This window comes from Streptomyces sp. NBC_00503, from assembly GCF_036346895.1.
In the GTDB taxonomy this organism is placed as follows: Bacteria; Actinomycetota; Actinomycetes; order Streptomycetales; family Streptomycetaceae; genus Streptomyces.
Map to the genome: position 1 here is coordinate 4,266,805 of NZ_CP107855.1, position 16,434 is coordinate 4,283,238.

Annotated in this window: 14 protein-coding genes; 8 read left to right on the forward strand and 6 right to left on the reverse strand. The window is 70.5% G+C overall.

The window, feature by feature from the left end:
- The first annotated feature begins 44 nt into the window (after window positions 1-44).
- Window positions 45-1,106 carry a hypothetical protein gene (locus OG490_RS19995; protein WP_330297660.1) on the forward strand — a complete coding sequence of 354 codons (1,062 nt, stop codon included), beginning with the start codon at window positions 45-47 and terminating at the stop codon, window positions 1,104-1,106.
- Window positions 1,107-1,252: 146 nt separating this feature from the next.
- Here OG490_RS19995 and OG490_RS20000 read toward each other — a convergent pair whose 3' ends face one another.
- Together OG490_RS20000 and OG490_RS20005 are read right to left on the reverse strand one after the other, a co-directional pair.
- The gene (locus OG490_RS20000; protein WP_330297661.1) at window positions 1,253-3,754 is read right to left on the reverse strand and encodes a (Fe-S)-binding protein; all 2,502 of its coding nucleotides are present in this window, start codon (window positions 3,752-3,754) and stop codon (window positions 1,253-1,255) included.
- 110 nt (window positions 3,755-3,864) lie between these two features.
- Window positions 3,865-4,398 carry a sugar transferase gene (locus tag OG490_RS20005; protein ID WP_330297662.1) on the reverse strand — a complete coding sequence of 178 codons (534 nt, stop codon included), beginning with the start codon at window positions 4,396-4,398 and terminating at the stop codon, window positions 3,865-3,867.
- A 253-nt stretch (window positions 4,399-4,651) separates the two neighbouring features.
- Here OG490_RS20005 and dnaK point away from each other — a divergent pair, with 253 nt between their 5' ends.
- Genes dnaK through OG490_RS20025 form a run of 4 tightly spaced genes read left to right on the forward strand, consistent with a single transcriptional unit; the run spans window position 4,652 to window position 8,890 of the window.
- Window positions 4,652-6,499 (forward strand): molecular chaperone DnaK, encoded by a 1,848-nt coding sequence (gene dnaK / locus OG490_RS20010; protein ID WP_330297663.1) that lies wholly within the window; start codon window positions 4,652-4,654, stop codon window positions 6,497-6,499.
- Window positions 6,499-7,170, forward strand: a complete 672-nt coding sequence (grpE, locus tag OG490_RS20015) for a nucleotide exchange factor GrpE (protein ID WP_330297664.1) — start codon at window positions 6,499-6,501, stop codon at window positions 7,168-7,170. The genes dnaK and grpE overlap by 1 nt, the downstream gene beginning before the upstream one ends.
- A gap of 60 nt (window positions 7,171-7,230) precedes the next feature.
- Entirely contained in the window at window positions 7,231-8,418 is a 1,188-nt protein-coding gene (gene dnaJ, locus OG490_RS20020; RefSeq protein WP_330297665.1) for a molecular chaperone DnaJ, read from the forward strand.
- 1 nt (window position 8,419) lies between these two features.
- Entirely contained in the window at window positions 8,420-8,890 is a 471-nt protein-coding gene (locus tag OG490_RS20025; protein ID WP_330297666.1) for a heat shock protein transcriptional repressor HspR, read from the forward strand.
- Window positions 8,891-8,997: 107 nt separating this feature from the next.
- Here OG490_RS20025 and OG490_RS20030 read toward each other — a convergent pair whose 3' ends face one another.
- Window positions 8,998-10,008, reverse strand: coding sequence for a helix-turn-helix transcriptional regulator (locus tag OG490_RS20030; protein ID WP_330297667.1), 1,011 nt, complete (start codon window positions 10,006-10,008; stop codon window positions 8,998-9,000).
- Window positions 10,009-10,289: 281 nt separating this feature from the next.
- Here OG490_RS20030 and OG490_RS20035 point away from each other — a divergent pair, with 281 nt between their 5' ends.
- On the forward strand, window positions 10,290-10,601 hold the full coding sequence (locus OG490_RS20035) for a (2Fe-2S)-binding protein (RefSeq protein ID WP_330297668.1): 312 nt from the start codon (window positions 10,290-10,292) through the stop codon (window positions 10,599-10,601).
- Window positions 10,602-10,807: 206 nt separating this feature from the next.
- Here the strand turns inward: OG490_RS20035 and OG490_RS20040 are convergent, their stop codons facing one another.
- A complete protein-coding gene (locus OG490_RS20040) occupies window positions 10,808-11,227 on the reverse strand; it encodes a pyridoxamine 5'-phosphate oxidase family protein (RefSeq protein WP_330297669.1) in 420 nt (139 codons plus the stop codon).
- A 114-nt stretch (window positions 11,228-11,341) separates the two neighbouring features.
- On the opposite strand from OG490_RS20040, the gene clpB reads away from it, so the two are divergent.
- Window positions 11,342-13,954 carry an ATP-dependent chaperone ClpB gene (clpB, locus tag OG490_RS20045; protein ID WP_330297670.1) on the forward strand — a complete coding sequence of 871 codons (2,613 nt, stop codon included), beginning with the start codon at window positions 11,342-11,344 and terminating at the stop codon, window positions 13,952-13,954.
- Window positions 13,955-14,023: 69 nt separating this feature from the next.
- Here the strand turns inward: clpB and OG490_RS20050 are convergent, their stop codons facing one another.
- A complete protein-coding gene (locus tag OG490_RS20050; protein WP_330297671.1) occupies window positions 14,024-14,509 on the reverse strand; it encodes a hypothetical protein in 486 nt (161 codons plus the stop codon).
- Between the two features lie 137 nt (window positions 14,510-14,646).
- Between OG490_RS20050 and OG490_RS20055 the strand changes: the two genes are divergently transcribed.
- Window positions 14,647-15,195: a YbjN domain-containing protein gene (locus OG490_RS20055; protein ID WP_330297672.1), complete on the forward strand. Its 549-nt coding sequence runs from the start codon at window positions 14,647-14,649 to the stop codon at window positions 15,193-15,195.
- Between the two features lie 14 nt (window positions 15,196-15,209).
- Here the strand turns inward: OG490_RS20055 and OG490_RS20060 are convergent, their stop codons facing one another.
- The gene (locus tag OG490_RS20060; protein WP_330297673.1) at window positions 15,210-16,364 is read right to left on the reverse strand and encodes a mannosyltransferase family protein; all 1,155 of its coding nucleotides are present in this window, start codon (window positions 16,362-16,364) and stop codon (window positions 15,210-15,212) included.
- Window positions 16,365-16,434: the final 70 nt, after the last annotated feature.

Below are 16,434 nucleotides of genomic sequence, written 5' to 3' on the forward strand. Positions count from 1 at the left end.
GACGAGCACGAGCCCGAGCCCGAGCACGAGAAGAGCATCCCGCCATGCGCAGCCCCCGCCCCCGCACCACCCTCCGTACCGCCGCCGTCGTCGCCGGCGCGGCCGCCGTCCTGGCCCTCCCCGTCGGGTCCGCCTTCGCGGACTCCCCGGCCGTCCCGGAGCCGCAGGTCCTGCCCGGCGTGGAGCAGCCGACCGCCGACCGGCAGGACCCGCAGGTGGACCCCCAGGTGGACCCGAGCGTCCCGCCGACCACCCCGCCGACCACCCCGACGGTCGAGCCGACCGCCCCGCCCGTCAAGCCGGCGGGCCGGGTGTTCGTGACCACCGTGAAGCTGGCCGACGGCTCGGTCGCCAAGGTCTACAAGGTCGGCGCCGATCGGTTCGAGGCCGACGTCTTCGCGGGCGGCACCAAGCTGGACACGCTGGTCAGCCAGGGCGGCGCGGCGGCCTACGGCCAGAACAACGGCCTGCACGTCGTCCTCCAGCCCAACGGCACCGTGACCTCCTGGGTCGAGGACGCACAGAAGCCGAAGCCGGTGGAGAAGCCGAAGCCCGTCGAGAAGCCGAAGCCGGTCGAGAAGGTGGAGAGCTCGGTACGGATCACCCTGACCGACGGGCGGATCGCGAAGCTGGTCGACGGCCCGCAGGGCAAGCGCGCCGAGATCTCCACGCCGAACGGGACCCACCTCGGCACGATCGACCCGATGAGGCACCCGAGCCTGTTCAACGACGGCTGGACCTACAAGCTGGTCCAGGACGGCGAGCGCGTGAAGTTCGTCGTCATCGACGGCAGGAACGGCGGGAACAGCCGGGTCTACGACTTCACCAGCGGCAAGCTGATCGAGCGGTACGAGGTCGCCAAGGGCGACGGCAAGGACGGCGTCAAGGACGGCGGTACGAAGCCGGTCGCGCCCGTGAAGAAGACGGGCGAGCGGGTCGTCCCGAAGGGCGGAGTGAAGGCCGGCGCGGAGGGCGTGACCCCGGCTGCGGCGACCGCGAACGCGGACACCCCGCTGCTGCTGGCCGCCGGCGGGGGCATGGCCGCGGTGGGCGCGGCGGGCCTCGGCTTCGCCGTGCTGCGTCGCAGCCGGAGCCAGCGGTCCTGACTTGGCCTGGCCCGGCCTGATTCGGGCCGCTGCGCGGGGCCTTCCCCCACCCCGCCCCTTCCCGAAACCTGGGCTCCGCCCCGGACCCCGGACGACAGAACGGCCCGCCCCCTGTGTGGGGGCGGGCCGTTCCGGTCGTGCGGGGGCTACTTGGCCTCGGGGCCCGCTTCGGGCTCGGCCTTGGGCTCGGCCTCGGCTTCGGGCTCCTCGGCCTCGGCCGGAGCCTCCGCCTCGGCAGCGGTCTCGGCTTCAGCAGCCGCCTTCGCTTCCGCCTCGGCCTCAGCCTTGGCCTCGGCCTCAGCCTTGGCCTTGGCTTCCGCCGCCTTCGCAGCGGCCGCCTCAGCCTCGGCCTTCGCCGCAGCCGCAGCTTCAGCCTCCGCGGCCGCCTCGGCGGCAGCGGCCGCCTCCGCAGCAGCCTCCGCCTCGGCCACCACGCCCTCCGGCAGCTTCACCGACTCCAGCAGCAGCTGCGCCACGTCCACCACGGTGACGTGTTCCTGCGCCTGGCCCTCGTTCTTCTTGCCGTTCACCGAGTCGGTCAGCATCACCAGGCAGAACGGGCACGCCGTCGACACGATGTCGGGGTTGAGCGACAGGGCTTCGTCGACGCGCTCGTTGTTGATGCGCTTGCCGATCCGCTCCTCCATCCACATCCGCGCGCCACCGGCGCCGCAGCAGAAGCCCCGCTCCTTGTGGCGGTGCATCTCCTGCTGCCGCAGGCCCGGCACGGCCGACATGATCTCGCGCGGCGGCGTGTAGACCTTGTTGTGCCGGCCCAGGTAGCACGGGTCGTGGTACGTGATCAGCCCGTCGACCGGGGTCACCGGCGTGAGGCGGCCCTCGTCGATCAGGTGCTGGAGCAGCTGCGTGTGGTGGATGACCTCGTACTCGCCGCCCAGCTGCGGGTACTCGTTCGCGATGGTGTTGAAGCAGTGCGGGCAGGTGGAGACGATCCGCTTCGCCGACTTCGGCTTCTTCGTCTCCGGGTCCTCGTCGTCCTCGCCGAACGCCATGTTCAGCATCGCGACGTTCTCGGACGCCAGCTGCTGGAACAGCGGCTCGTTGCCGAGACGGCGCGGGGAGTCACCCGTGCACTTCTCGTCGCCGCCCATGATCGCGAACTTGACGCCCGCGATGTTCAGCAGCTCCGCGAAGGCCTTCGTGGTCTTCTTGGCCCGGTCCTCGAGTGCGCCGGCGCAGCCGACCCAGTAGAGGTAGTCGAACTCGGAGAGGTCCTCCGCGTCCTTGCCGATGATCGGGACCTCGAAGTCCACCTCCTTGGTCCACTCGACGCGCTGCTTCTTCGCCAGGCCCCAGGGGTTGCCCTTCTTCTCCAGGTTCTTGAGCATCGTGCCCGCCTCCGACGGGAACGCGCTCTCGATCATCACCTGGTAGCGGCGCATGTCGACGATGTGGTCGATGTGCTCGATGTCCACCGGGCACTGCTCGACGCAGGCACCGCAGCTCGTGCAGGACCACAGGACGTCGGGGTCGATGACCCCGTTCTCCTCGGCGGTGCCGATCAGCGGCCGCTCGGCCTCGGCGAGGGCCGAGGCGGGGACGTCTCTGAGCTGTTCGGGCGTGGCCTTCTCGTTGCCCTCCATGTCCTTGCCGCCGCCCGCGAGCAGGTACGGGGCCTTGGCGTGCGCGTGGTCGCGCAGCGACATGATCAGGAGCTTGGGGGAGAGGGGCTTGCCGGTGTTCCAGGCCGGGCACTGCGACTGGCAGCGACCGCACTCCGTGCACGTGGAGAAGTCGAGGATGCCCTTCCACGAGAACTGCTCGACCTGGGAGACGCCGAAGACGTCGTCCTCGCCCGGGTCCTCGAAGTCGATGACCTTCCCGCCGCTGGTCATGGGCTGCAGGGCGCCCAGCGCGACCGCGCCGTCCGCGTTGCGCTTGAACCAGATGTTCGGGAAGCCGAGGAAGCGGTGCCAGGCGACACCCATGTTGGTGTTGAGCGATACGACGATCATCCAGATCAGCGAGGTGCCGATCTTGATCATCGCGGTGAAGTAGATGGCGTTCTGCAGCGCGCCGAGCGACATGCCCTTGAACGCCAGCACCAGCGGGTACGAGACGAAGTAGGCGGGCTCGTACGAGTCCACGTGGTGGATCGCGCCTTCGAGGCCGCGCAGGCACAGGATCGCGAGGCCGATGGTCAGGATGATGTACTCGACGAAGTACGCCTGCCAGGCCTTCGAGCCCGCGAAGCGCGACTTGCGGCCGGCCCGCGAGGGCAGCGACGCGAGACGGATCCCCATCAGGATGACGATGCCGAGGACCGTCATGAGGCCGATGAACTCGATGTAGAGCTCGAACGGCAGGAACTCGCCGATGATCGGGAGCGTCCAGTCGGCCTGGAAGAGCTGCCCGTACGCCTGCACCAGCGTCGGCGGCAGGGTCAGGAAGCCGATCGCGACGAACCAGTGCGCGAAGCCGACGAGGCCCCAGCGGTTCATCCGGCTGTGTCCGAGGAACTCCCGGACCAGGGTGATCGTTCGTGCCTTCGGATCGTCCGTACGGCTGCCTGCCGGTACGGGCTGTCCGAGCTTCACGAAGCGGTAGATCTGCGCCACGGCTCGGGCGAGCAGCGCGACGCCGACCACGGTCAGGACCAGCGACACGATGATCGCGGCGAGTTGCATGGAAGGGCTCCTCGGGCGGCACTTACTAAGCGGTAACTTATCCAGTCAAGGCTTGAGGTTACCCAGTCCCGACGCCGCAATGTAGCCGAGCGTGCGGTGATCTGCGTCGCTCAGGGTCGCCTGTGCCGCCAGGCCGCCCGCGGGGTCCGCGCGAGGATCGCCAGATCCATCCCCAGCCAGTGGTTCTCCACATAGTGCCGGTCCAGCAGGTCCATCTCCTCCCACGGCAGGTCCGAACGCGCGCCCGCCTGCCACAGCCCCGTCATCCCGGGCCGCACGAGGAGCCGGTCGGGCCGGTCGGTGCGGGGCTCCGGGCGCGGCCCGACCAGCGACATCTCCCCGCGCACGACGTTCAGCAGCTGCGGCATCCCGTCCAGCGCGCACCGCTCCAGCGCCGCCCCGGCCCGGCCCTTGCCGACCCGGAACCGCCAGGCCCCGTACGCCCGCCCGCCGAGCCCGGCCGCGGGCTCCCGTACGAGGACGCCCGCGCCCTGGGTCGCGTACAGCAGCCCGGCGACCAGCAGGAGCGGTACGAGGAGCACCGCGATCAGGAGCGCCGCCCCCAGGAGGTCGAGGACCCGCTTGGCGGGTGGCCTGGCCGGCCGGAGCCCTGGCGCGGCGGGGAGGCGTAGCAGCAGAGGCATGCCAGCACCGTGCCGGACGCCTTGGGCGGTGTGGGGGTGCCGCGCGGCCGTGGTTACCCGTTCGGGTGCGGCGTCGCCGTTGGGGCTCCGCCCCGAACCCCGCGCCTCAAACGCCGGCGGGGTTGGAATGGAGGCTGGCTTGAGCGTAAGCGCGACCTAAAGGTTGAGCCCCCTCGGCTCAGCTCTGTTGACGCCAGCGCAGCGTTGCGGCATCCTTGAGTCTGTTCCACTCAAGTCAGCTGGAGGAATCAAAATGGCACGTGCGGTCGGCATCGACCTGGGCACCACTAACTCCGTCGTCAGCGTTCTGGAAGGCGGCGAGCCCACCGTCATCACCAACGCCGAGGGCGCCAGGACCACGCCGTCCGTCGTCGCCTTCGCCAAGAACGGCGAGGTCCTCGTCGGCGAGGTCGCCAAGCGCCAGGCGGTCACGAACGTGGACCGGACCATCCGTTCCGTCAAGCGCCACATGGGCACTGACTGGAAGATCAACCTGGATGGCAAGGACTTCAACCCGCAGCAGATGAGCGCCTTCATCCTGCAGAAGCTGAAGCGCGACGCCGAGGCGTACCTGGGTGAGAAGGTCACGGACGCGGTCATCACCGTCCCGGCCTACTTCAACGACTCCGAGCGTCAGGCGACGAAGGAAGCCGGCGAGATCGCGGGCCTCAACGTCCTGCGTATTGTCAACGAGCCGACTGCCGCCGCCCTGGCCTACGGCCTCGACAAGGACGACCAGACCATTCTCGTCTTCGACCTCGGTGGCGGCACCTTCGACGTGTCGCTCCTCGAGATCGGCGACGGCGTCGTCGAGGTCAAGGCCACCAACGGTGACAACCACCTCGGTGGCGACGACTGGGACCAGCGCGTCGTCGAGTACCTCGTGAAGCAGTTCCAGAACGGCCACGGCGTCGACCTGTCCAAGGACAAGATGGCGCTCCAGCGTCTGCGCGAGGCCGCCGAGAAGGCGAAGATCGAGCTGTCCTCCTCCACGGAGACCTCGATCAACCTGCCCTACATCACGGCTTCCGCCGAGGGCCCGCTGCACCTGGACGAGAAGCTCACGCGCGCCCAGTTCCAGCAGCTGACCTCGGACCTGCTCGAGCGCTGCAAGAGCCCGTTCCACAACGTCATCAAGGACGCGGGTATCAACCTGTCCGAGATCGACCACGTGGTCCTGGTCGGCGGCTCCACCCGCATGCCGGCCGTCGCCGAGCTCGTCAAGGAGCTCACCGGCGGTCAGGACGCCAACAAGGGCGTCAACCCGGACGAGGTCGTCGCCCTCGGCGCGACCCTCCAGGCGGGCGTTCTCAAGGGTGAGGTCAAGGACGTCCTGCTCCTCGACGTGACCCCGCTGTCCCTCGGTATCGAAACCAAGGGCGGCATCATGACCAAGCTCATCGAGCGCAACACCACGATCCCGACCAAGCGGTCCGAGATCTTCACGACGGCCGAGGACAACCAGCCGTCCGTGCAGATCCAGGTCTACCAGGGCGAGCGCGAGATCGCGGCGTACAACAAGAAGCTCGGCATGTTCGAGCTGACCGGTCTGCCGCCGGCCCCCCGTGGCATCCCGCAGATCGAGGTCTCCTTCGACATCGACGCCAACGGCATCATGCACGTCACGGCGAAGGACCTCGGCACGGGCAAGGAGCAGAAGATGACCGTCACCGGCGGCTCTTCGCTCGCCAAGGACGAGGTCGACCGCATGCGCCAGGAGGCGGAGCAGTACGCGGACGAGGACTCCCGTCGCAAGGAGGCGGCCGAGTCCCGCAACCAGGGCGAGCAGCTCGTCTACCAGACGGAGAAGTTCGTCAAGGACAACGAGGACAAGGTCCCGGCCGAGGTCAAGGACGAGGTCCAGGCGTCCATCGACGAGCTGAAGGAAAAGCTCAAGGGCGAGGACACCGCCGAGATCCGCACCGCGACCGAGAAGCTCGGCGCCGTCAGCCAGAAGCTCGGCCAGGCGATCTACGCCGACGCCCAGGCGGCCCAGGCCGCCGGTGGCGCCCCGGCCGGTGACGGCCAGGCCCACGCCGACGACGACGTCGTCGACGCCGAGATCGTCGACGACGAGAAGCAGAAGGGCGGCGCTGCCTGATGTCGGAGGAGACCCCGGGCTTCGACGAGAAGCCCGAAGTCCCCACCGGCGCGGATGACGCAGCCGCCGAGCCGAAGACCGCCGGTTCCTCCAAGGGGGAGCCGGCGGCCCCGGCCGGGGACGCAGCGGCAGCGGCAGCGGCAGCGGATGTGGCCCTCCTGGCCCAGCTGGACCAGGCCCGTACGGCGCTCGGCGAGCGCACCGGTGACCTCCAGCGACTCCAGGCGGAGTACCAGAACTACCGCCGCCGGGTGGAGCGGGACCGGATCGCCGTCAAGGAGATCGCGGTCGCGGCCCTCCTGACGGAGCTCCTCCCGACCCTGGACGACATCGGCCGGGCGCGGGAGCATGGCGAACTGGTCGGCGGCTTCAAGTCGGTGGCCGAATCGCTGGAGACCGCCGCGGCCAAGATGGGCCTGCAGCAGTTCGGCAAGGAGGGCGAGCCCTTCGACCCGACGATCCACGAGGCCCTGATGCACTCGTACGCGCCGGACGTCACCGAGGACACCTGCGTGGCGATCCTGCAGCCCGGCTACCGGATCGGCGAGCGTACGATCCGTCCCGCACGGGTCGCGGTGGCCGAGCCCCAGCCGGGCGCGGCGCCGAAGTCCGAGGCGGCCGAGGCCGACGCGCCGTCGGACAAGGACGCGGATGCCCCCGAAAAGGGCTGACGCTGCAGCGTATTTTGCACGACGTATCGCAGTAGCAGTACGAGAGGAGGGACACCGGGGATGAGCACGAAGGACTTCGTCGAGAAGGACTACTACAAGGTCCTCGGTGTCCCGAAGGACGCCACCGAGGCCGAGATCAAGAAGGCGTACCGGAAGCTCGCCCGCGAGTTCCACCCGGACGCCAACAAGGGCGACTCCTCGGCCGAGGAGCGCTTCAAGGAGATCTCCGAGGCGAACGACATCCTCGGGGACCCCAAGAAGCGCAAGGAGTACGACGAGGCCCGGGCCCTGTTCGGCAGCGGGGGCTTCCGCCCCGGCCCGGGCGGGGCCGGCGGCCAGTTCAACTTCGACCTCGGTGACCTCTTCGGAGGCCAGCAGCAGGGCGGCGGCGCGGGCGGCGGCTTCGGCGGCGGTCTGGGCGACGTCTTCGGCGGCCTGTTCAACCGCGGCGGCGCCGGTCCCGGCGCCGGGACCCGTACCCAGCCGCGCCGCGGCCAGGACATCGAATCGGAGGTCACCCTCTCCTTCACGGAGGCGGTGGACGGGGCCACGGTCCCGCTCCGGATGTCCTCGCAGGCGCCCTGCAAGGCCTGTTCGGGCACCGGCGACAAGAACGGCACGCCCCGCGTGTGCCCGACCTGCGTCGGCACCGGCCAGGTCTCCCGGGGCAGCGGCGGCGGTTTCTCGCTGACCGACCCCTGTGCGGACTGCAAGGGCCGCGGCCTCATCGCCGAGACCCCCTGTGACGTCTGCAAGGGCAGCGGCCGGGCCCGCAGCTCCAAGACCATGCAGGTCCGGATCCCGGCGGGAGTCTCCGACTCCCAGCGGATCCGGCTGCGCGGCAAGGGTGCTCCGGGCGAGCGCGGCGGCCCGTCCGGCGACCTGTACGTGGTCGTGCACGTGGACGGCCACCCGGTCTTCGGCCGCAAGGACGACAACCTCACGGTGACCGTCCCGGTGTCGTTCGCGGAGGCGGCCCTGGGCGCCGACATCAAGGTCCCGACCTTGAACGGCCCCTCGGTGACGCTGAAGCTGCCGCCGGGCACCCCCAACGGCCGTACGATGCGGGCCCGCGGCAAGGGAGCGGTCCGCAAGGACGGCACCCGCGGCGACCTGCTCGTCACGGTGGAGGTAGCGGTCCCGACCGAGCTGAACGACAAGGCCCGCGAGGCCTTGGAGTTGTACCGCGACGCGATGGAGTCCGAGGACCCGCGCTCCGCGCTGTTCGAGTCCGCGAAGGGAGCATGACATGGACGGTCGCCGCAGCCAGGCTCGTACGGGTAAGGGGTATTACCAGCTCACCGACGAGACCCCGGTCTACGTGATCTCGGTGGCCGCCCAGCTCTCGGGCCTGCATCCGCAGACCCTGCGCCAGTACGACCGCCTCGGCCTGGTCTCCCCGGACCGTACGGCCGGGCGCGGCCGGCGCTACTCGGCCCGTGACATCGAGCTGCTCCGTACGGTGCAGGCGCTGTCCCAGGACGAGGGCATCAACCTGGCCGGCATCAAGCGCATCATCGAACTGGAGAACCAGGTCGCCGCGCTCCAGCAGCGCGTGGCCGAGCTCTCCAGTGCCGTCGACGGCGCCGCCGCCGTCCTCCAGCAGCGCGAGGCCCAGGTGCACGCCTCGTACCGCCGCGACCTGGTCCCGTACCAGCCGCCGGTCCCGGGCAACGCCCTGGTCGTCTGGCGCCCGGCGCCGAAGCGGCCGCAGGGCTGACGTCCAGAGCCCGGGAAGGCCCCGATCCATCGGATCGGGGCCTTCCCGGCGTCCGGGGGCCCCTCGGGGCGCGCAGGGCGCGCGGGACGCGCCGGGGCCCCCAGGGGCTACGGCGGGTCCTTGAGGATGCCCGACTGGGCGATGAGGAAGCCGAGTTGGGCGCGGCTGCCGCTGCCCAGGGCGGAGGCCAGCTTGGCGATGTGCGCGCGGCAGGTCCGTACGTTCATCCCCAGGCGGCGCGCGATGGCCTCGTCCACGTGCCCCTCGATGAGGAGCTGGGCGATGGAGCGCTGCACGCCGGAGATGCCGGCCGGGGTGTGCTCGTAGGTCACCTCGTCGTCCAGGGGCACGGCGCGGCGCCACAGCTGCTCGAAGACCTTGATGAGGTACTGGACGAGCCCGGGGTGGCGCAGCTCCAGGGCGAGGCCGCGGCCGGCGCCGGCCGGGATGAAGGCGACGGTGCGGTCGAAGATGATGAGGCGCTCGATGAGCTCCTCCAGGGTGCGGATCTCGACCTTGCCCGTGGCGATGCGGTCCGCGTAGGCGAGCGTGCCCTGGCTGTGCCGCGCGGTGTGCTGGTACAGGGTGCGGATGCTCACCCCGCGGTTGGTCAGGGCGGTGCCGCGCTCCAGGGCCTCGGAGAGGGCGAAGGGGGGCCGGGCCCCGCCCGGCTGGACGGTCAGGACCTCGGTGTGGCATTCGGCGGTGGCCAGGTCGAGCGCCGCGTTGATCTGTTCCAGGCCGTCGAGGGGGGTGATGGCGTGGCTGTCCGCGGGGGACCGGGCGCTGATGGCGAGGAACGGCTCGAATGCGTCTGTGAGATCCACGGCGCTGCGGCGACGCTCCTGGATCTCCTGTTCGAGCGGGTGGAGCCTTTGTGCGAGTGCGACCGAGGGTGGAACCGCGCGGAGCTGATTCGCGTCATCCGGGTCGGGTCGCAGCAGCCCGAATTCGAGCAGGCAGGGGGCGTTTCCGACCTCACTGCGCGGTACGCGACCATTGCTCAGCGCGGCGGCGTACAGCCGCGTTCCCTCGGCACACATACATGTGACCGGGTGGGGATGTGTCGGGTTCGTGTCGTTATTAGGCAAATCTCCACCCCCCAGGGTCCTGAACATGTAAGAACATGATGCATCGTCCCTGTGGCACTGACGTGCCTGAATGAGCCATCGTCTGACACGCGGGGGAGAGGATTCCATCAAGTGAGGACGAAGCCGACCATGTACAAGAGAATGCTTCGCTCGGCGCTTGCCGTTGTTTTCTCCGTCGCTACGGTCTTTGCGGCAGCCAGTGCTGTCAACGGAGTGGGCAAGTCAGACATCAGCTGGGACTCGACGCCCCTCAATGCGGCTCAGGCGGGGGACATCAGTTGGGACTCCATGCCGACGCGGGTCGCCTGATGACCCCCGACGACCGCGGCTTCCGTCGCGAAATGGCTTCCGCGTACCGATCGGGCTGGCAGTTCATCGACCTGACCAGCGCAATTCCGTACGCCGGCGATTCATTGAAGGTCACCCTCTTCGGCCAGCCGATCGTCGTGGTGCGCGAGGAGGACGAGGACGTCCGCGCCTACCGCTGCCTGCGCCGTCCCCGAGGTGCGCCGCAGCCCGTGCGCTGCGAGGTCCGGTACGGCATGGTCTTCGTCAACCTGGATCAACGTGATCACCAGCTCTTCGAGCCCGAAACCACCGCCACCCCCCGCAGTGCCTGACGCGATTCCCCCGTCGTCACAGATCGCTCAGGCGCTACCCCCCACACAGCGGCGCCATCGTGGACCTGACCACGATGGCGCCGTTGTGATGTGCCTGTCCAGTAGTTGAACCGGACAAATACCGAACGGCCTCGCACCCGGCCCGCGCCCGCCTCGAGCCCGGCCCGACCTGCGCGACTGCGCCCTGCGCGACTACGCCCGGCGCCCTACGCCCGACCCATGGCCCGGTCCAGGGTGATCTCCATGACCACCCGGTCCGGGTTCGGCGAGGGCATGCGCCCGTAGCGCTCCGCGTAGCGGCGCACCGCCTCCGCGACGGAGGCCTCGTCCGTACGGATCACCGCGCGGCCCTCCAGGGTCGCCCAGCGGCGTCCCTCCATCTGGCAGACCGCCGCCCGGGGGCCGTCCGGTGCGTCCGCGCGCCCCTGTGCCGCCAGGACGTTGCGGATCTTCTTGCTGTTCTTGTTGCTGATCACCCGTGCCAGCCCGGCCTCCGGGTCGTAGGTCACGCCCACGGGCACCACGTGCGGGCTGCCGTCGGGGCGCGGGGTGGTCAGCGTGCAGACGTGCCGCTCCCGCCAGAAGGCGAGGTATTCCGGCGTCGGGTTGAGTACCTCGTGAGACATGGTGCGAGGGTACGGCGAAGGGTCCGGCGCAAGGTGCACGGGCCACCTTGAGTGGAATAGACTCAACTTTGTGCAGGTTGTTCTTGTTAACCGTACGGAGAGGAGCAGCCGCAAGTGGATGCCGAGCTGACCAACAAGAGCCGGGACGCGCTGAACGCGGCCACGAGCAGGGCCGTCAAGGACGGGCACGCGGACCTGACGCCCGCCCACCTGCTGCTGGCGCTCCTCGCCGGCGAGGACAACGAGAACGTCACCGACCTGCTGGCCGCCACCGACGCCGACCAGGCCGCCGTGCGCGCCGGAGCGGACCGGCTGCTGGCCGCCCTGCCCAGCGTCACCGGTTCCACGGTCGCGCCCCCGCAGCCCACGCGCGAGCTGCTCGCCGTACTGGCCGAGGCGGACGCGCAGGCCGGCAAGCTCGGCGACGAGTACCTCTCCACCGAACACCTGCTCATCGCCATCGCCGCCAAGGGCGGCGCGGCCGGCGAGCTCCTCGCCGCCCAGGGCGCGACCGCGAAGAAACTGCTGTCCGCATTCGAGACCTCAAGAGGAGGGCGGCGGGTGACCTCCCCCGACCCCGAGGGCCAGTACAAGGCCCTGGAGAAGTTCGGCACCGACTTCACGGCGGCGGCCCGCGAGGGCAAGCTCGACCCGGTCATCGGCCGCGACCACGAGATCCGGCGCGTCGTCCAGGTCCTTTCGCGCCGCACCAAGAACAACCCGGTGCTCATCGGCGAGCCCGGCGTCGGCAAGACCGCCGTCGTCGAGGGCCTGGCCCAGCGCATCGTCAAGGGCGACGTTCCGGAGTCCCTGAAGAACAAGCGGCTCGTCTCCCTCGACCTCGGCGCGATGGTCGCCGGCGCCAAGTACCGCGGCGAGTTCGAGGAGCGGCTCAAGACCGTCCTCGCGGAGATCAAGTCCAGCGACGGCCAGATCATCACCTTCATCGACGAGCTGCACACGGTCGTCGGAGCGGGCGCCGGCGGGGACTCCGCCATGGACGCGGGCAACATGCTCAAGCCCATGCTGGCCCGCGGCGAGCTGCGCATGGTCGGCGCGACCACCCTCGACGAGTACCGCGAGCGGATCGAGAAGGACGCGGCGCTGGAGCGGCGCTTCCAGCAGGTGCTGGTCGCCGAGCCGAGCGTCGAGGACACCATCGCGATCCTGCGCGGGCTCAAGGGCCGCTACGAGGCCCACCACAAGGTCGTCATCAACGACAGCGCACTGGTGGCCGCGGCCACCCTCTCCGACCGGTACATCACCTCCCGCTTCCTGCCCGACAAGGCCATCGACCTCGTCGACGAGTCCATGTCCCGGCTCCGCATGGAGATCGACTCCTCCCCGCTGGAGATCGACGAGCTCCAGCGCTCGGTCGACCGCCTCCGGATGGAGGAGCTGGCCCTGAACAACGAGTCGGACCCCGCCTCCCGCGAGCGTCTCGACAAGATCCGCAAGGACCTCGCGGACAAGGAGGAGGACCTGCGGGGCCTGACCGCCCGCTGGGAGAAGGAGAAGCAGTCCCTCAACCGGGTCGGCGAGCTCAAGGAGCGCCTGGACGACCTGCGCGGCCAGGCCGAGCGGGCCCAGCGCGACGGAGACTTCGACACCGCCTCCAAGCTGCTCTACGGGGAGATCCCGGCCCTGGAGCACGAGCTCGCGGAAGCCACCGAGGAGGAGGCCGCTTCGGCGGGGTCCGCCGCGAAGACCGGACATTCCAAAGACGCCATGGTCAAGGACGAGGTCGGCCCGGACGACATCGCCGACGTGGTCGCTGCCTGGACGGGCATCCCGGCCGGCCGGCTGCTCCAGGGCGAGACCGAGAAGCTGCTGCGCATGGAGGAGGAGCTGGGACGGCGCCTGATCGGCCAGGGCGAGGCCGTACGGGCCGTCTCGGACGCCGTGCGCCGCACCCGGGCCGGTATCGCCGACCCGGACCGCCCGACCGGCTCGTTCCTCTTCCTGGGCCCCACGGGCGTGGGCAAGACGGAGCTGGCCAAGGCGCTTGCGGACTTCCTCTTCGACGACGAGCGGGCGATGGTCCGCATCGACATGTCGGAGTACTCCGAGAAGCACAGCGTGGCCCGCCTGGTCGGCGCCCCGCCCGGGTACGTGGGCTACGAGGAGGGCGGCCAGCTCACCGAGGCCGTCCGCCGCCGCCCGTACTCCGTGGTCCTCCTGGACGAGGTGGAGAAGGCCCATCCCGAGGTCTTCGACATCCTGCTCCAGGTCCTCGACGACGGGCGCCTCACGGACGGCCAGGGCCGCACCGTGGACTTCCGCAACACCATCCTGATCCTGACCTCGAACCTGGGGTCGCAGTTCCTGGTCGACCCGACCACCTCCCCGGAGGACAAGAAGGCCCGGGTCCTGGACGTGGTGCGGGCCTCCTTCAAGCCGGAGTTCCTCAACCGCCTCGACGACCTGGTGGTCTTCTCGGCCCTGAGCGGGGCCGAGCTGGCCCACATCGCCGAGCTCCAGATCGGCCGCCTCGCCAAGCGGCTGGCCGAGCGCCGCCTGACCCTGGACGTCACGCCCGAGGCCCTGGCCTGGCTGGCGGACAAGGGCAACGACCCGGCGTACGGAGCCCGCCCGCTGCGCCGCCTGATCCAGACGGCGATCGGCGACCGCCTGGCCCGCGAGATCCTCTCGGGCGAGGTCAAGGACGGCGACACCGTCCGCGTCTCCCTCGCGGGCGACGACCTGCTGGTCGGCAAGGCGCTCTGAGGCACGCCGAGGGCCGTACGGGGCCCGGGCCGCGGCACTGCCGCCGTGGCCAGGGGCCCCGTACGGCCCTCACCCGTCGTAGGCGACGAACCGGATCCGGACGTCGTACCCCGTCTGCTGCTCGACACTGATCCGCACCTTCGGGGCGCGGCCCGGCACGGCGTCGGGGCGGTCGACTCCGAGGCACCGGTCCCCGCCCTCCGGGTCGAACCCCGGCCCCGGCTTCGGACAGATCGCGGGACGGTCGTCCCGCGCGTACTCCGGCGCCTGGGGGAAGGCGCTGGCCAGCCAGGCGTCCAACCCGGACCGGTCGAAGCGGAACGATCCGGTCACGGTGGAGTGCGGCGAGTCGACCCGCCAGCACTTCTCGTCGTGGACCCCCGCGGGCAGGTTCCCCCCGGCGAACTCCATCGCCTGGGCGCAGGTGACCTCGTGGCTGCCCTCGGGGCCCTTCCCGGCGTCGCCCCGGTCGCCCGGTGCCGTCCACAGCCAGATCGCTCCGCCGAGGCCGATCACCAGCGCCGCGGCGGGCGCCGACACCGCGAGTACACGCAAAGGCCTGTGAATAGACACCCATCCCCCTTACGGCGGCCCTACTCCTGTCCGCCCGGAGCGGATCGTACGTGCGGGGGTGGACATGAGGCGGGCGGGATGAGGGAGGATGGCCGCATCCGCACGAAGGGAAGTACACGGTGAGCATCGACCCGGCCTCGATTCCGAACTTCGGAGGGCAGCAGCCCGATCCGCAGGCCACAGGACCGGCGGGCCCCGTCGTCCCCGACCAGGATCTGGTCAAGCAGCTTCTGGAGCAGATGGAGCTCAAGTACGTCGTCGACGACGAGGGTGACCTCGCGGCGCCGTGGGAGGAGTTCCGCACGTACTTCATGTTCCGCGGCGAGGACGACCAGCAGGTCTTCTCCGTGCGGACCTTCTACGACCGCCCCCACAAGATCGACGAGAAGCCGCAGCTCCTCGAGTCGATCGACGACTGGAACCGCCGCACCCTGTGGCCGAAGGTCTACAGCCACACCCACGACGACGGCTCCGTCCGTCTGATCGGTGAGGCGCAGATGCTGATCGGCACCGGCGTGAACCTGGAGCACTTCGTGTCCTCCACGGTCAGCTGGGTCCGTGCGTCGATCGAGTTCGACAAGTGGCTCGTCGAGCAGCTCGGCCTGGAGGCCGAGGTCGACTCCGCCGACAAGGGCGACGACGACGAGGGCGACAGCGAGACCAACTAGGTCTCAGCCGTCCCTCACGGCGCCACCCCGGATACGAGCAGCAGGTACGGCCCGTATGCGTACGAGAGCCCGGCCAGCACCCCGGTCACCACGACCGCGGTGCGCGGCCGGGCTTTCGCCATGAGGGCCGCCGCCGGCAGCAGCAGCGGGAACGCGGGCAGCAGGAAGCGCGGCTTCGACTCGAAGAAGCCGGCCCCGCCGTAGGTCATCAGCAGCAGCACGCCGGTGTACACGAGCAGCGGCAGCGGGGCCGTCCGGTCCCGTACGAGCCGGGCCGCGAGCAGCAGCGCCGCCACCAGCAGGACCGCCGTCACCGTGGTGGCGAGCTCCGTGTGCCCGCCGGACACGGCGTTCCAGGCGGAGCGCAGCGCCGCCGCGCCGAAGTCGAAGCGCGAGCCCCAGCCGCTCTGGACGGCGAAGTAGCCGCCGAGGAGGTCGTCCCGGCGGGCGCCGACGAGCAGGACGTACGAGGCCCAGCCCGCGGGCGCGGCCAGCGCGGCGGCCCACACCGCCGGAGCACGGCCCCGGCGTACGAGGATCTCGTACCCGGCACTCACCACCACGGCGGCGGCGACCGCGGCCCCGGTGGGCCGGGTCAGCCCGGCGAGCACGGCCAGCCCCGCGGCCCAGCCCCACCGGCCCCGCAGCAGCGCGTACAGGGCCCAGGCCGCGAAGGCGGCCAGCAGGGGCTCGGTGTAGGCGAGGGTGAGCATGAGGGAGTGCGGCAGCACGGCCCACAGTGCGACGAGCAGCAGTCCGCCGCGGGGCCCGAGGAGGTGTTCCCCGACCCGGTACACCCCGACGGCCGCCGCCCCGGCCGCGATCCAGGCGACCACGAGCGCGGCGGTGGTCAGGGAGCCCGGCAGCACGAGGGAGGCGCAGCGGATGAGGACGGGGTAGAGCGGGAAGAAGGCCGAGTCGCTCTGGAGCGAGCCGATGCCGGGGTACATCTGGGTGCGCCCGTAGCCGTGCTCGGCGATCCGCAGGTACCAGACCGAGTCCCAGGACTCCCCGAGCACCTTCACGGGGCTGCGTCCGGTCCACCAGGCCACGGCGGCGACCACCAGCACCCCGGCCCCGCGCAGGGCGGCGAAGACCCCGAGCGCGAGGAGGGCGGTGGGGGTCTGGGTGCGTACGGTGCGCGATGCGGTGGCCGTGGCCGTGGCCATGGACATGTATCCCCGACTTCCCTCGTCCTGCCTCGGCCTGCTTCGTGCTGCTGCGTTCTGCCTCGTGCTG

What these genes read in the sequence shown, in the direction of transcription:
- OG490_RS19995 (WP_330297660.1), top strand. Translation starts at nt 45, where the DNA reads ATGCGCAGCCCCCGCCCCCGCACCACCCTCCGTACCGCCGCCGTCGTC.
- OG490_RS20000 (WP_330297661.1), bottom strand. Translation starts at nt 3,754, where the DNA reads ATGCAACTCGCCGCGATCATCGTGTCGCTGGTCCTGACCGTGGTCGGC.
- OG490_RS20005 (WP_330297662.1), bottom strand. Translation starts at nt 4,398, where the DNA reads ATGCCTCTGCTGCTACGCCTCCCCGCCGCGCCAGGGCTCCGGCCGGCC.
- dnaK (WP_330297663.1), top strand. Translation starts at nt 4,652, where the DNA reads ATGGCACGTGCGGTCGGCATCGACCTGGGCACCACTAACTCCGTCGTC.
- grpE (WP_330297664.1), top strand. Translation starts at nt 6,499, where the DNA reads ATGTCGGAGGAGACCCCGGGCTTCGACGAGAAGCCCGAAGTCCCCACC.
- dnaJ (WP_330297665.1), top strand. Translation starts at nt 7,231, where the DNA reads ATGAGCACGAAGGACTTCGTCGAGAAGGACTACTACAAGGTCCTCGGT.
- OG490_RS20025 (WP_330297666.1), top strand. Translation starts at nt 8,420, where the DNA reads ATGGACGGTCGCCGCAGCCAGGCTCGTACGGGTAAGGGGTATTACCAG.
- OG490_RS20030 (WP_330297667.1), bottom strand. Translation starts at nt 10,008, where the DNA reads ATGTTCAGGACCCTGGGGGGTGGAGATTTGCCTAATAACGACACGAAC.
- OG490_RS20035 (WP_330297668.1), top strand. Translation starts at nt 10,290, where the DNA reads ATGACCCCCGACGACCGCGGCTTCCGTCGCGAAATGGCTTCCGCGTAC.
- OG490_RS20040 (WP_330297669.1), bottom strand. Translation starts at nt 11,227, where the DNA reads ATGTCTCACGAGGTACTCAACCCGACGCCGGAATACCTCGCCTTCTGG.
- OG490_RS20060 (WP_330297673.1), bottom strand. Translation starts at nt 16,364, where the DNA reads ATGGCCACGGCCACGGCCACCGCATCGCGCACCGTACGCACCCAGACC.